The 13,615-nt window shown below is 67.5% G+C and carries 15 protein-coding genes and 1 pseudogene; 8 read left to right on the top strand and 8 right to left on the bottom strand.

What is annotated here, in order from left to right:
- Positions 1-2 precede the first annotated feature (2 nt).
- Together ACGFZ2_RS20010 and ACGFZ2_RS20005 are read left to right on the top strand one after the other, a co-directional pair.
- Positions 3-455, top strand: a complete 453-nt coding sequence (locus ACGFZ2_RS20010; RefSeq protein WP_393455558.1) for a DUF6220 domain-containing protein — start codon at positions 3-5, stop codon at positions 453-455.
- Positions 452-2,191: a multicopper oxidase family protein gene (locus tag ACGFZ2_RS20005; protein WP_393455555.1), complete on the top strand. Its 1,740-nt coding sequence runs from the start codon at positions 452-454 to the stop codon at positions 2,189-2,191. Before ACGFZ2_RS20010 ends, ACGFZ2_RS20005 begins: the two co-directional genes overlap by 4 nt.
- Before the next feature lie 437 nt (positions 2,192-2,628).
- On the opposite strand, the pseudogene ACGFZ2_RS20000 reads toward ACGFZ2_RS20005, so the two are convergent.
- Together ACGFZ2_RS20000 and ACGFZ2_RS19995 are read right to left on the bottom strand one after the other, a co-directional pair.
- A pseudogene (locus tag ACGFZ2_RS20000) lies at positions 2,629-2,949 on the bottom strand (leucine zipper domain-containing protein); the annotation flags it as partial.
- Positions 2,950-3,154: 205 nt separating this feature from the next.
- The gene (locus ACGFZ2_RS19995; protein WP_393455552.1) at positions 3,155-3,949 is read right to left on the bottom strand and encodes a peptidoglycan DD-metalloendopeptidase family protein; all 795 of its coding nucleotides are present in this window, start codon (positions 3,947-3,949) and stop codon (positions 3,155-3,157) included.
- A gap of 464 nt (positions 3,950-4,413) precedes the next feature.
- Here ACGFZ2_RS19995 and ACGFZ2_RS19990 point away from each other — a divergent pair, with 464 nt between their 5' ends.
- From ACGFZ2_RS19990 to ACGFZ2_RS19970, 5 genes are all read left to right on the top strand, one after another.
- Positions 4,414-4,845, top strand: a complete 432-nt coding sequence (locus tag ACGFZ2_RS19990; protein WP_393455549.1) for a prolyl oligopeptidase family serine peptidase — start codon at positions 4,414-4,416, stop codon at positions 4,843-4,845.
- 105 nt (positions 4,846-4,950) lie between these two features.
- Positions 4,951-5,970, top strand: a complete 1,020-nt coding sequence (locus tag ACGFZ2_RS19985) for an ABC transporter ATP-binding protein (RefSeq protein WP_393455546.1) — start codon at positions 4,951-4,953, stop codon at positions 5,968-5,970.
- The gene (locus ACGFZ2_RS19980) at positions 5,967-6,776 is read left to right on the top strand and encodes a hypothetical protein (protein ID WP_393455543.1); all 810 of its coding nucleotides are present in this window, start codon (positions 5,967-5,969) and stop codon (positions 6,774-6,776) included. Before ACGFZ2_RS19985 ends, ACGFZ2_RS19980 begins: the two co-directional genes overlap by 4 nt.
- A gap of 6 nt (positions 6,777-6,782) precedes the next feature.
- Positions 6,783-8,039 carry a sensor histidine kinase gene (locus ACGFZ2_RS19975; RefSeq protein WP_393455540.1) on the top strand — a complete coding sequence of 419 codons (1,257 nt, stop codon included), beginning with the start codon at positions 6,783-6,785 and terminating at the stop codon, positions 8,037-8,039.
- Positions 8,036-8,647 (top strand): response regulator, encoded by a 612-nt coding sequence (locus tag ACGFZ2_RS19970; protein ID WP_393455537.1) that lies wholly within the window; start codon positions 8,036-8,038, stop codon positions 8,645-8,647. Before ACGFZ2_RS19975 ends, ACGFZ2_RS19970 begins: the two co-directional genes overlap by 4 nt.
- Before the next feature lie 367 nt (positions 8,648-9,014).
- Here ACGFZ2_RS19970 and ACGFZ2_RS19965 read toward each other — a convergent pair whose 3' ends face one another.
- From ACGFZ2_RS19965 to ACGFZ2_RS19940, 6 genes are all read right to left on the bottom strand, one after another.
- On the bottom strand, positions 9,015-9,284 hold the full coding sequence (locus ACGFZ2_RS19965) for a hypothetical protein (RefSeq protein WP_393455534.1): 270 nt from the start codon (positions 9,282-9,284) through the stop codon (positions 9,015-9,017).
- 281 nt (positions 9,285-9,565) lie between these two features.
- Positions 9,566-10,429: a hypothetical protein gene (locus tag ACGFZ2_RS19960; protein WP_393455531.1), complete on the bottom strand. Its 864-nt coding sequence runs from the start codon at positions 10,427-10,429 to the stop codon at positions 9,566-9,568.
- Positions 10,430-10,724: 295 nt separating this feature from the next.
- A complete protein-coding gene (locus ACGFZ2_RS19955) occupies positions 10,725-11,072 on the bottom strand; it encodes a transposase (RefSeq protein ID WP_393455528.1) in 348 nt (115 codons plus the stop codon).
- A gap of 177 nt (positions 11,073-11,249) precedes the next feature.
- A complete protein-coding gene (locus ACGFZ2_RS19950) occupies positions 11,250-11,573 on the bottom strand; it encodes a hypothetical protein (protein ID WP_393455525.1) in 324 nt (107 codons plus the stop codon).
- Complete coding sequence (locus ACGFZ2_RS19945; protein WP_393455522.1) at positions 11,570-11,809, bottom strand: hypothetical protein; 240 nt, start codon at positions 11,807-11,809, stop codon at positions 11,570-11,572. Before ACGFZ2_RS19945 ends, ACGFZ2_RS19950 begins: the two co-directional genes overlap by 4 nt.
- A 165-nt stretch (positions 11,810-11,974) precedes the next feature.
- Positions 11,975-12,352 (bottom strand): MerR family transcriptional regulator, encoded by a 378-nt coding sequence (locus ACGFZ2_RS19940; protein ID WP_393455519.1) that lies wholly within the window; start codon positions 12,350-12,352, stop codon positions 11,975-11,977.
- Between the two features lie 65 nt (positions 12,353-12,417).
- Here ACGFZ2_RS19940 and ACGFZ2_RS19935 point away from each other — a divergent pair, with 65 nt between their 5' ends.
- Positions 12,418-13,590, top strand: a complete 1,173-nt coding sequence (locus ACGFZ2_RS19935; RefSeq protein ID WP_393455516.1) for an MFS transporter — start codon at positions 12,418-12,420, stop codon at positions 13,588-13,590.
- Positions 13,591-13,615 lie beyond the last annotated feature (25 nt).

Here is a 13,615-nt window from a genome sequence, read left to right as displayed (position 1 = left end):
CCATGCGCAAGGCCTTCGTCATCGTCAGCGCTCTGTCGCTCGCCGCGTTCGCCCTGCAGTTCATCTTCGCCGCCGTGGGCGCGTTCACGAAACCCGCGGGCGACGACGCATTCGCGCTGCACAGCGTCACCGGAACGGCGGTCATCCCCGTTCTCACCCTGCTCACCATCCTGTTCGCCGTGCTGGCGAAGGCGCCGGGCCGGACCGTCGGACTGGCGGTCCTGCCGCTCGGCCTCGTCGTCCTGCAGGCGCTCATCGCCGCGCTCGCGAACGGGTCGACCGACGCCGCGGGCGTCAGCACCCCGTTCGGCCTGACCATCGCCGGCCTGCACGCGCTCAACGGCATCATCGCCGTGCACGTCGTGGTCAGCGTCCACCAGACGGCTCGAAAGCTGGCCAACCCGGCACCGGCCGGCGCCGCCCCGGTGGCCGTCCGGGAAGGGGAGCCCGCATGACCACCGGCTCGCTGCTCGCGGCCGACCTGGTGATCGCGGTCCTCGCGGCCGTCGGGTGGCTGGGCGGCGGCGCCGCGTCGGCCGCCCGGCGCCGGCCGCTCGCACTGGGACTGGCCGCCTTCGCGCTGCTCGCCACGCTCGCCCGGGCGATCACGATCACCGCGCTCGCCCGCGCCGGCTGGTGGTTCGCTGCGGAGAAGGTCCTCATCGCCGCCCCACTGTCCCTCGCGGCGGTGGCCGTCGCCGGGCCCCGGCTGCTGCGGGCCCCGGGCGACATCCGCTCCGTCGCGGTCCCGCTTCTCTTCGCCGGGTACGCCGGAAGCGCCGGCCTGCTCGTGACGGTCCTGCACGGCTATCCGGCATCGGCGGGAGTCGGACTGCTGGCGGTCGCCGGGGTCGTCGCGGCGACCGCGATCACGTGGCGCGTCCTCGGCGCACGCCCGTCGCCGACGGTGTCCCGGGCGGCCCTCGCGGTGGCGGTCGCGGCGCTGGTGACCGGAACCGGGCTGGCCGTCACTCCGGACGCCGCTCCCGGTATGCCACATGATCATGGATACCGGGATGCGCGGACCGCCGGCGAACCGACCAGACGGTTCACCCTGACGGCCGGGACCGCCACGGTGAACGTGAGCGGCCGGGACGTCGAGGCGTGGGCGTTCAACGGGCAGGTTCCCGGGCCGGAGCTGACCGCCACCGTCGGCGACGTCCTGAAAGTGACGCTGCGCAACCGGGACATCGCGCGGGGGGTCACGCTGCACTGGCACGGGTACGACGTGCCGAACAGTCAGGACGGGGTGCCCGGGGTGACGCAGGCGGCGGTGCTGCCCGGACAGGAGTTCGTCTACCGGTTCCGCGCCGACCAGGTCGGGACGTACTGGTACCACACGCACGCGGTATCCGACATCGGCGTGCGGAAGGGGCTCTACGGCGTCCTGGTGGTGCGCCCGGCGCCGGTGACCGGCGTCGACATCACCGTGCCGGTGCACACCCTTTCTGGCCTTCCACTGCCGGCACCGAGAACGGAGCCGGTCGAGGCGGGGGTGCCCGTGCGGCTGCGGCTGATCAACACCGACAGCACGACACACCGATACGCCCTGGCCGGGACCCCGTTCCGGGTCGCCGCGATCGACGGATCTGACCTGCAGGGCCCGACGCCGCTCGTCGACGCCGCCGTGCTGATCCCGGCCGGGGGACGCTACGACCTGGTGTTCACCGCGCCCGCCACGCCGGTGGCGCTGTTCGTCGACGGACGCGAGGTCTACTCGACCGGACCGGTGTCGGCGGCGACCGGCGGGTGGCCGGTGCTGGATCCGCTCACCTACGGCGTCAGTTCTCCGGCGCCGTGGTCCCGAAACGACCGGAAGTTCACCCTCGTTCTCGACCGCGGCCTCGACCTGAACGGACTGCTACCGCGATACGCCCACACCGTCAACGGCGCGGCCGATCCGGACATCCCGTCTCAGGTTGTACGCCTCGGCGACATCGTCAAGTTCACGATCGTGAACCGGTCCCAGATCGTGCACCCGTGGCACCTGCACGGGCACCACGTCCTGGTGTTGAGCCGCAACGGAAGACCGGCGACCGGGAGCCCCTTGTGGCTGGACTCTTTCGACGTACGCCCCGGCGACGTCTGGGAGGTGGCGTTCCGGGCCGACAACCCCGGAATGTGGGCCAACCACTGCCACAACCTGGCACACGCCGACGCCGGGATGACGCTGCACCTGATGTACTCGTGATCCGGTTGCCGCGATCGTGCCGTCCCAGGCGGCACGATCGCGGCGCAGACCAGGGCCGACCCGACCGGTTCGGCAGGGTCACCGCCGGCTGGGCCCGCCGTCTCGACGAGACGCACCGGCGGAGCGCCCGGCTGCACACCGCCCACGCCGACCTGCTGCACGCTGACGGCTGACCGCCAGAAACCGGTCGACCGTCTTCCCCACCGCCGCGCACATGGTGTCCTGGGCCAAGTTCAGCCCCATCGACGCCCAGTCAGCCGGCCGCAAGAAGGCCAACTCCACCGGCAAGGGCAACCCCTGGCTGGCCGCTACCCTCGGCAACGTGCAGGCCGCCGGCGCGACGCACTCGTCGTACTGCGACCACCAGTGGCTGATCCCGCAACTGGCAAGGACGGGACTCAGCCGGACGTCCACGCAGTCATCGCGGAGCCGGCAGCGGTCAGCACGGCGTGCACGGTCGGGGCCGGCATCGCCAGTTGGCTGGCGATCTCACCGGCCCGAGACGCTGTTTCCATCGCAGGTGCACGATCCTGCGCACTACCGGCTGGGGTGTTCTGGTGGGGCTGCGGTGTGGCCGCGATGGCCTGTCGGTCATGGCGGCCACACCGTGCGCGGCATACCGCACGGCCCACCACTTCGCGGTTGGCCAGGACACGTCATAGCGCTCGGCCGCTCGGGCTATCGGCCAGCCGTCGTTCACGATCAGACGCGCCAGGCGGAGACGCGCAAGGAGTCACAGCGGCGTCAACGTGGGACACGAAGGCCTCCAGGTTGTCGGAGCGGTTCCTTGACAGTTCCACCCCACAATCGGAGGCCTTCGTCATCACGTCTATCTACATCGTGTCGTCACACCACCTCAACCAACGTCCCTGGGCAGTACAGCTAGGGCGCCGTACTTTCTGGAGTCCTAGCCTGCACCGGGATCCACTCGCCCTCGTTAGCCCGATGACCGGTCGGCTCCGGTCAGCCGTTCTTACTGACCGGAGCGGTACCCACCACGTAGTTGGTGCCAACCTCGACGCTGTTGGGGATTTCCCGGCTGGTGTGGGTGTCGCAGTTGACGATGTTCCAGTGCAGGTGAGGGCCGGTTACGTTGCCGGTCGCCCCGGATGTTCCGATCCGCTGCCCCTGCGCTACGCGGTCACCGGTATTGATGATCGTGGCACTCAGGTGGGCGTACTGTGAGCACCGGTTGTTGCCGTGGTCGACGAGTGCCATGATCCCGCCGCCGCCCGCCCAGCCCTCGAAGCGGATGGTGCCCGCGGCGGACGCGAGGATCGGTACGCCGACCGGCATGCCGAAGTCGATGGCGTGCCGGTTGTAGGCATCGTTGTGGGAGAAGCTGCTGCCCGCCGCCTGGGTGATCGTGTAGGCACGGCCAGCGGCGAACGGGAACTTGAACGGCGCGGAGCTGCTCCCACAGAGCGGGACGACCGGACCGTTCGAGCCGGTCTCCAGGAATCCGTCGGAGACCCACCCGCCGCTCGAGAGTCGGTCCCAGATGTTGGTGACACCGGCAAAGCCCTGGACAGAATCCCCTCGAACGTGGCAGGTGATGGTGACGACGCTACCGTTGGGGACACTGCCGATTACCGCCCCGCTCAGCGCCGGGGCGTTGCGGATATTCAGTGGCAGCCCACTGGGTACGTACACCCTGACCTGGGCGGCGGCATGTGCCGGCACAGCGGATAGGGCTATGGCCAGGCAGGAAACCACGGCAGCGACCAGGATCTGCGTTATGCGGCGCAGGGAACTCACCTCCGACTAGCCCACCGAGGCAGGCGATTGACCATCATCAACAGCGGCGATGCTACAGAGGTTGAATTGGATGCGGTGCGGCGTGTCGGCATGCCCTTGGTCGTTGGTGACGCATCTGGCTCGGGGTGCGCTATCCCGGTGGTGGTGGGCTGACGGCCGCGAGCCGGGCTCATGCGGTCCATGCGCGCCGACGTGGGGATGTCGCTCACCGATACCAATCAGCGAACCGTTCCGAGTAAGACTCTGATCACCAGGAGTACCGTCCGGAACGGACGGTCGTAGACCGAAATCGCCATGATAGGCGGGACGAATGCGAAACTGCCCGTCGGCGACATCGTCTGCGCGCACCTGCGAGGGGGTGGGGAGCTCGGCAAGAGATGGGCGGTTGCCGGCCGAGGGCCGTTGGGGGCAACGCGCTGGGCGATCTCCGCGCTGTGCTGCGGCAGGAACACGGACGCCACCAGGTGAGCCTGCTGGGAACGCCCCATGGTGGGCGACTCGCGCTCCTGGCCGCGATGCTGGATCCAGGCCTCGTGGAGCGCGTCTGCGTCACCTCACCGATCACCCATCTTCGGGCCTACCTCGCATCCCGGCTCGGGCAGAAGCATCGCGTCGAGTTCCCGGACGACGACGATCTCGACGCCTACGACCCGATCAGCACGATCGCGCGATGCGATCGAGGCCCGCTGCCGCAGTTGATGATCATCTGCGGCGCGGTCGACTCCACGGTCACCGGCCAGAAGCCCGAGGAATTCGCGAAGCGCTGGCGAAAAGCGGGTGGTTCCTGCGACATCGTGTGGCATGCCGGTGGCCACTACGCTCCGTCTGCACCTGAGATTGAACGCGTCGAACATGTGCAAGCGTCGTTTCTCGGTCTTGTTGCGCCGCGGATCTGACGAGATCGGGGCTTCTTGCTGACCGTGCGTGTTCATGACAGATGTCATTTGCGCCGGTGACGGGCGTGGCTGGCCGCTTCCGGCGCACCTCGGGAGAGTTGAGGCGTGCTTGATTCGCAATCGCAGACCCGCATGTCGGGTGTCCCCGTCGCCTCACCTGTCGTCGTCGTGGAGGGGGTGTCCTGCGCGTACGGCGAGTTCGTCGCGGTCGATGACGTCACCCTGTCCGTCCAGGCGGGACAGATCCATGCGCTGCTCGGGACGAACGGGGCGGGCAAGACCACCTTGCTGGAGAGCATCCAAGGATTCCGATCCCCCACGCGGGGCGCACTGCGGGTGTTCGGTCGGGATCCGTGGCGGCACCGGACGGTCGTGGCGGGGCGGACCGGAACGATGCTGCAGGAATCCGGGCTGGTGGACGAGATGACGGTCGGTGGCCAGTTGGCCCTTTGGCAGGGCCTGAGCATCCGAGAGGACTCGATCGACCGGGTTCTCGACGTCGTGGGGCTGGATCATCGGCGAAAGACTCCGGTTTCGGTCCTGTCCGGGGGAGAGCGACGACGGCTCGATTTCGCCATGGCGATCTGGGGCGGTCCGGAGTTCGTCGTTCTCGACGAACCCACCACGGGCCTGGACCCGCAGTCGCGCCGGACGATGTGGACGATCATTCAGGAGCTCAACGCGCAGGGATCGACGGTGCTGCTGACCACCCACTACCTCGACGAGGCGCAGCATCTGGCCGAGCACGTGACGATCCTCGACCGAGGGCGAGTCGCGCTCGAGGGCCCGATGGGAGAGGTGCTCGCGGCGATTCCCGCGCAGATCAGCTTCACCGTCTCGGCCGCGGCAGGTGCGCTCGCCGAGCTGGGCGGGCTGATCACCGGCGGCATGCACACGACGGCGGTGGACGAGGCCGACAGTCGCGGCGGGCCGGGCGATGGGGTCGCGGTGACGATCCGGACGCCGCAGTTGCAGATCGATGTCGGGGTCGTCACCGATTGGTCGCGAGCTCACAACCTCGTCCTGGGACAGCTTCGATGCGCGCCGGCCTCGCTCGAAGAGGTGTTCTTCGACATGCCGACGGTCAAGGCCGGCACCGCTACGACGGGAAAGGTTGCCCGATGACCGGCACGATGTCTGACCAGGGACTTGCAGGAGACCTGCTCCCCCGAACCCAGCGCACTGGGCGCAAGAGCACGACGCAACTGGTCCGCGCCCTGATGGCGGCTGAACTTCGGGTGTTCCTCCGGCAGCCGGTGATGGTCGCCCTCACGCTGCTGCTCCCAGCGGGACTGATCGCGATCACCGCGCTCGCCGAGACCGCGAGCGATCCGGAGCTGTGGGCGCAGATCGCGGGACGGAACATGGTCGCCACGCAGTGCATCACCGTCTATTTCGTTGCCCTCAACACGGTCACCGCCCGACGGCACACCCTCGCCCTGAAACGCCTGCGCACGACCGCGCTGCCGAGCTTGGGGATCGTCGCGGGCCTGCTCGCAGCGCCGTTGCTGGTGGGCGCATTCCAGGTCACGGCCGTGTTCGTGGGGCTGGTCGTTCTCGGCTCACCTGTGCCGCAGCAACCTGAGCTGGTCGTCGTGTCTGGTGTGTTCGGCATGGTCGTCGCAGCGCTCGCGGGTGTGGCCACGAGCGGATTCACCGCCACACCGGAGAAGGCGCAGTGGACGATGCTGCCCCTGTTCGTTGCCGCGATGGGTGCCACCGCGATCCTGCCGGCGGTCGACTCCGGCATCGCGGACATCGCGGTGCGCGCCGTGCCGCTCGTGGCGAACGCCCACTTGGCGACGGCAGGATGGTACTCGGCGTCGCTGGATGTCGGGGCGGTCGTCGTCGATCTGGTGCTCATGGCGGCCTGGACCGTCGTTCTCGCCATTGTGAGCTGGCGGAGTTTCCGGTGGGAGCGACGACACTGAAACATGATGTTCAAGGAGGATGAGATGCGACGGCGCGGGATGACGGCGGGCGGCGACCGGTTCCGCGCCATCGCGTCGTATGTTCACGCGACCCATGTCATCCTCGTGCTCGGGACGGTCACCGCCCCGGCGGTGGCCTTCGTCGTCGAACCACGCCCGCCGATCGTCGTCTCCTTGGCGATGCTGAGCGCCGTGCTGGTCGGCATCGGTGCCTCCCTGCTCGTGGCCGCCGAGTTCGTGCCGCACCACCGGTTCACCAGGTGGCTCCGCAATCCGCGTGCCAGAGCATGGGCCAGCGCCGGGGCGCTTGCGTCCGCGTTGGCCGTCGCAGCACTGGTTCCGGTCACCGGCCATCCGGTCACGGCCGCGGCGGTCCCATTGGCCTGGGCGTTGCGGGCCGTGTCCGGCGGCTCGTTCTGGTCGGGCATCATCCGCCTCCTGGTCGCGACCATCGCCAGCGGTCTCGTCATGTTCGCCGTTGATACCGCATCGGGGCACGACTGGGAGCCGCTGACGCTGATCGTCGCCGCACTGCTCGCCCTCGGCCTACTGGGCCAGGACTCCATCTACGCCCTCGCGATCGAACTCGATGATCTGCGATCACGTGAGGCGGAACGGGCGGTCATCACCGAACGCAAGCGCTTCGCCGGAGACCTCCATGACATCCAGGGCCAGCACCTGGGCCTGATCACGGTCGAGGCGGAACTCGTCAGCAGGCTCATCGAGCGAGGTGAGTACCTTGCAGCCGCTCAGCACGCCGAGCGCGTCCAGGCCATCACGCTCGACGCACTCGAAGAGATGCACCGAGTCGTCCACGCCAACCGAGAGGTCCGCCTCGACGAGGAGATCGCGAACGCGGTCCGGGTGCTCCTGGCCGCCGGCATCACGGCGCAGCGCGACACCACTGGCATCTCCGGGATCGACGACGAGACTGATCGGCTTCTCGGCTTGACCGTGCGGGAAGCGATCACCAACATCCTCAAGCACACCCGTGCCAGCACCTGCACCATCACAACTCGGCAAGAGCATCGATCGGGGCGCAGTGGCGTCGCCCTGATCGTGACCGATTCCGGCCCGAGCTCGGCACCGTCCGCCAGCGTATTCAGCTCAGCACCCCACGAGCAGTCCGGCACGGGGCTGCAGACGCTCTGTGAACGCTATCGTGGGCTGGACGGCGAACTTGAATTCGCGGCTGACGATGGCGGACGACTGGTCGGCTGGCTTCCGGTTTCACATGCCATGGCGAACGGAGACACAGCATGAACGCCATCCGAGTCGTCCTTGCCGACGATGAGCTGCTGCTCCGTGAGGCGATCGTCACGCTGCTTGGCCTGGAAGACGACATCGACATCGTCGGCACCGCCCGAGACGGTGAGGAAGCGATCAAGGTCATCAGGCAGACCCGACCAGACGTGGCCGTGCTCGACCTGGAAATGCCGAAGCTCGACGGGCTCGAAGCAGCTGCCGCCGTCCGCACGGCGTCCGCCGACACGCGGGTCGTCCTGCTCACTCGGCATGCCAGGCCCGCCGTCCTGCGACGCGCGCTGGATGCGGGCGCGTTGGCATTCGTCACCAAGGCCACATCGGTCAAGGAATTGCCGCATATCTTGCGAACGGTTCGTAATGGCGGGCGCTATGTCGACGGCTCAGTCGCGACTGCGGCACTCTCTGAAAGCAATTGCCCGCTCACCGATCGCGAGATCGAAGTGCTAAGAGAAGCCCTCGATGGAGCCACGATCCGCGTGATCGCCGAACGCACCCACCTCGCACCGGGAACCGTGCGGAACTACATCTCCACCGCCATGACCAAACTCGGTGCCGAGACCCGGGTCGCGGCAGCCAGGACGGCGTGGAGTGAAGGCTGGATCTAGCGTCTGTCCCGTACGTCCTGCCGGCGCGCCGTGCACGTCGTTCGCCTCGGCTGGTGCAGGCCTGGATCGCTGGTAGGCGAGGCGAGCTGACCGACAGGGCCTGGGCACGGATCGGCACGCGGACCAGATCGCCCGCCGGAAACCCCCCTAGTGTTTCCGGCGGGCGGCCGCTTGCATTCGATCGGGACGAGTACCAGCGGTGGAATGCGGTGGAGCGGTGTATTGCTCGGTTGGAGCAGTTTCCTGATCTCGCGACTTGATATGCGAAGTGCGCGGCGTATTCCGTGGCCGAGATCGTGCTCTGGCTCAGGGATGACCTCCAGGACGCAGCCTCGTCGGCCATCCGATCACGCGATGGAGAGAGACGCTATCTGCGCTGTAGCCACTTCGGCAGGCCGGCCGCGAAACGAAACACGAAATACACGAACGTCGCCGCCAACAGCCCCCACCGCATCACCTCGGATAGGCGGTCGGGAAACACCACGAAGCACAACAGGGCGACGGCACCGATCTGCAATACCGCGGCGAGGAGTTCACGCCCGGGAGTCGAAGCCGGACCGAGGCTCATGAGGTCGGCAGCAAGGCTCCGTTTTGCTTGTGGCTTGCTTGTCTGTTCGTTGTCTGCCCATCTCGTCATGGTTCAACAATCCCAGTGCTGGACATGTTCGGGCAGACACGGGTGTCATCTGTCAAATGACATCTGTCATCAACACCGAGGATGCCCGATGACGAGCCCGGGTCCGGACGAGGCCACGGGGATCGGCAGCTCGTCCCAATGAAGCGGCCTGAGTAAGACTCTGGTCACCAGGGGTGCTGTCTCCCTTCTTCAGGAAGCGTCCTGCGAGACACCTTATCGGTTAACCGGCAAGCACACCAAGTGCCCCACAAATACGTCAACAGGATACAACTGCCCGAAATTTATTCGATGAACACCTTCACGGAGTCGGCTAGCCCGTCGTTTCGGTTGATGCCGATGAAGAATTCGCTCCCCACATGGGTGACATCTTCGATCTCGTCGGTTAAGTTGTTCCCCGGAATTCCGATGTCGCTCTCCACATCGCCTCCAGACCAGTTGTACTGGTACACCCAGTTCCACCCGGTAGCGGGCGTTGAGGTGTTGATTGACTTGGTGTTCCAGATGTAGTTCTCGGAGCAGTCAATGCCTTGGTCGGAACGGTTATCGTGACTCGTCAGGTTGCTCTTCACCAGCGTCCATCCACTCGTAAGCGCACCGGCGCCGGGATGAGTCCACAGGCTACCCAACCGTCGGGCAGCATATTTGCCGGCTCCGCCGGCAGCCGTCGCGCTGTAGCAGAGGCCGCTGATGTTGCCGATCGGTAGACGGACTTCCCCGGTTGCGCCAAAAGATCCGTCGGCGTTCAGGCGCACGATTGTCACCTTATCGCTCGGAAACGCGGATTGGCTCCCTTGGGTGGCAATCAAGGCCGGGCCTTGGCCCAGATAGTTCGGATTGTAGGCGAGGTCGTTACCGTGGCCGAGTGTGGGCATGGAGGTTGGCGCCCCGGCGCAGACCCAGCTGGTGCCGTCCCAGGTTGAGCCGTCGCGCAACCACCTGGACAGGACAGGCTCCGCGCCGGCTGCCTTTGTGAAAACGATGTAAAGCTGGCCGCCTGGCCCTGCCACCATGCCTTGCATGACCGTGCGACCCGCCTTGCACGCGCTGCTGTTCGGGATGTTCAGCCGTTCCGCCCCGCTCCTGTCCGTAGCAGCGTAGGCAGATGCTGCCGGGAAAATAGCGATTCCAATTGAGAGTGCGAGCACGGACGCGACGCTTGATATTTTATTCACTTCGGTGTCTCTCCTCTCTAGGGGTAAACTGAGAGCAGCGTATCAGTTGATGTCAAATTGTTTATGTTGCATTGTTATGGTAACGAGCCGCGCTTCGCATACTGCTTGGCCTCGATGATTCGCGCCGGGGGTCGGCTCCTTTCGCCCGGCAGCGCTGATCGCTGCTGATCCATGTGGTTTCGGTTCCGGACATGGTGGCGAGCCGTCTGTCGCGGCGGCGGGCGTGGTCTCCTGGGTTCTCCGGTCGTCGGGACAGCGGCTGAGCTGGTCAGCCGGGGGCGGAGTTGGCCGCGATCCGGTTGAACGCGGCGGTGATCTGTTCGGTCCAGGGCCAGGTGGCGGGGGTGCGTAGCCAGCGGCGGCGTTGGCCGCGTACGAGGCGACCTGCGGTATGCAGGATGCGGTAGCGCAGCCGTTTCGGTTCAGCCTTCGCCAGGTCGCCGTCGAGGCCGATGAGCTGCAGCCACGCGATCAGGTCGACGGCGATCGCCGTGGTGGCGCACCAAGCCTGGTTGATCGCGAACTCGCGAGAAGGTGGCCGGCGAAGGCCGGTGTCCTTGGCGCAGCGGATCCTGTCCTCGACGCGGGCGTGGGCCGGTGGCGGGCCTCCAGCCACTGCAGTGCTCCGGTGGTGGTGTTGGTGACGAATGCGGTGTAACGCCAGCCGTCCCGGTGCTCGAGCAGCGTCAGCTGGGCGCCGGGGTGGGGCGTTCCCGCCGGACGATGCCCTGCCTCCCGGCCGGCCAGCCGCTCAGGTGCAGCAGGCCGGTCAGTTCGGAGACGGCGGCGCCCGTCACGCACACCACCGTCGGTGTCGATCGCCGGCGACCACGCCTCGGCGGGCAGGCCGGTGATGGCGGCGCGTTCGGCCTCGCCGATCGACCAGCCCAGCGAGTACTCCACAGTGCGCGGTGGTGTTGCGCCCGGTCAGCCGGTCCAGCACGGCGCGGGTGGCTGCCGCGGAGTCACCGCGGATGAGCAGGTGCCGGCGGTGCGGTGCGGGGACCTGCGCGACCGCTTGGGTGAGCACGTCGAGGTGATTGGCGGCGGTGTTGGCCCTGGCGTTGCCCGGCCGCAGCTTCACCCTGAGAAGCTCCGCAGTGTTGTCGCAGGTCACCAGGATCGGATGAAACCCGTGGGTGTGCTTGTAGGTGGCCCCCGCGCCTTGTCGATGTGCGCGATCACGATCGTCGAGTCCACGTCGAGGACCACCACACCGGCACCGATGTCCCGGCCCGCCGCCCGCGCCAGCGGTGGGCCGCCGACCAGCTGCCACACCCGGGCCCGCACCGTCACCCTGGCCTTGGCGATGCGTCGCAGCTGCACCACGCCGATCTCATCCAGGTCCGCCACGCCGTGGTGTCCGAGGCCACCGGCCCGAACACCTCCCGCTGGTGGCGCAGCACGGGATTGGCTACGCCCGGCCGGCCACCGCGTCGCCCGCGACGCCGACGGCACCCTGCCCGAGCGGTGGCTGATCGCCCAGTGGCCCGACGACGCGGCCAGCGGGGATGGTCACTATGCGATGGATGACTCCGCGGGGTTGGGTTGTGCCGGGGCGCGCGTGGTTGCGAGCAGGTCGTCCAGCAGCGACCGTGTGTGGACGAGTTGGTCGATGTCGTTGGTGATCCGGCGGCGCTCTGCTTCGAGACGTTCGCGGCAGTCGTCCAGCAGCAGGGATTCGCCGGACAGGCATGCCAGGATCTCGCTGATGAGGTCCATGCCGAGGCCCGCGGCGAGGAGGGTCTGGATGTGCCCCACCTTGCGGATTTCGGAGTCGGCGAAGATCCGGTACCCGCTGGGGGTTCGGTCCGGCCTCAGGGCACCCTTCTCCTCGTAGTAGCGCAACGCTCGCACGCTGACTCCGGTCCGCTCCGCCAGCTCTCCGATTTTCACCTGGCCGCTCCGTTCGCTACCCGGGCTTGACTCTCACACCGACGTGAGAGTTTAGCGTGCCGGGCATGCTCCGACTTGCCATCCTCATGTTCTGCGTCTTCAGCATCACCGCTGGTGAATTCGTGGTGGCCGGAATCCTGCCCGAAGTCGCCACCGACCTCGAGGTCACCGTCGGCACCGCAGGCCTGCTGGTCACTGCCTACGCCGTGGGCATGATCATCGGCGGCCCGGTGCTCACCGCAGTGACCGCCGGGATCGACAGGAAGCGGCTGATGCTGGCACTGCTGGCTGTCGCGGTCGTAGGGAACGCGGTCTCCGCCCTCGCCCCCGAATTCTCCTTGCTCTTGGCCGCCCGGGTGGTCACCGCGCTGGTGACCTCGACCTTCTTCGCCCAAGCCATCGTGATCGCAGTGCAGTCCGCGCCACCCGAGCAAGCCGGGACCATGGTTGCCCGGCTGGCCTTCGGGATGAATCTGGCCATGATCCTCGGAGCGCCCATCGGCGCCCAGATCGGCAGTCAGTGGGGTTGGCGCGCGACGTTCGCCGCGATTGCCGTTGCGTGCCTGATCGGGCTGGGCCTTGTGTTTCTGCTGCTCGCACCGCCGAGCGACGCGGGTCGGACCTTGGCGGTCTCGGAGTTGCTGGTGTTGCGGCAGCGGCCGGTGTTGGTGGCGCTGGCCATCACTGCGGTCGGCAACGTCGGTGTTCTCATGGTGTTCAACTACCTCGCCCCGCTGCTTACGGATCTGGGCGGCCACCCCGCCACCCGGCTGCCGGTCCTGCTCCTTGCCTACGGCGTCGGCGCGACGATCGGCAACCTCGTCGGCGGCACGCTCTACGACCGCAACCCGCGGCTCTTCCAACCAGCCCTCCTCGGGCTGTTGGCCGCAACCCTTGTGGGCACCTGGTTCGTCGCCGCCTCAACCACACTCACCGCGGTGGCGGTCGTGGCAATCGGCCTCCTCGGCTTCGCGATCATCCCCGGCATGCAAGCACGCGTGATGATGACCGCCGCCGAAGCGCCCACGCTGGCCATGGCCGTCAACGCGTCCGGATACCAGGTCGCTGCTGCCTGCGCCGGCCTGTTCGGCGGACTCATCGCCGATTCGACTACTGGTCCCAGGCCCATCTACCTCGTAGCCGCGGGCTTGACCATGTGCGGCCTGCTCATGACCGCCGTGGCTACCCGTTCCCTACACGGGACCCACCACGAAGGCGCCGCAGTGACCACGGACTGACGCGCGTCGACCTGGTCTCGAACGA

This window comes from Micromonospora sp. NPDC048063 (genome assembly GCF_043202855.1).
Classification (GTDB): domain Bacteria; phylum Actinomycetota; class Actinomycetes; order Mycobacteriales; family Micromonosporaceae; genus Micromonospora.
The sequence above is the reverse complement of the archived record's forward strand: the minus strand, read 5'-3'. Positions and strand labels throughout refer to the sequence as shown.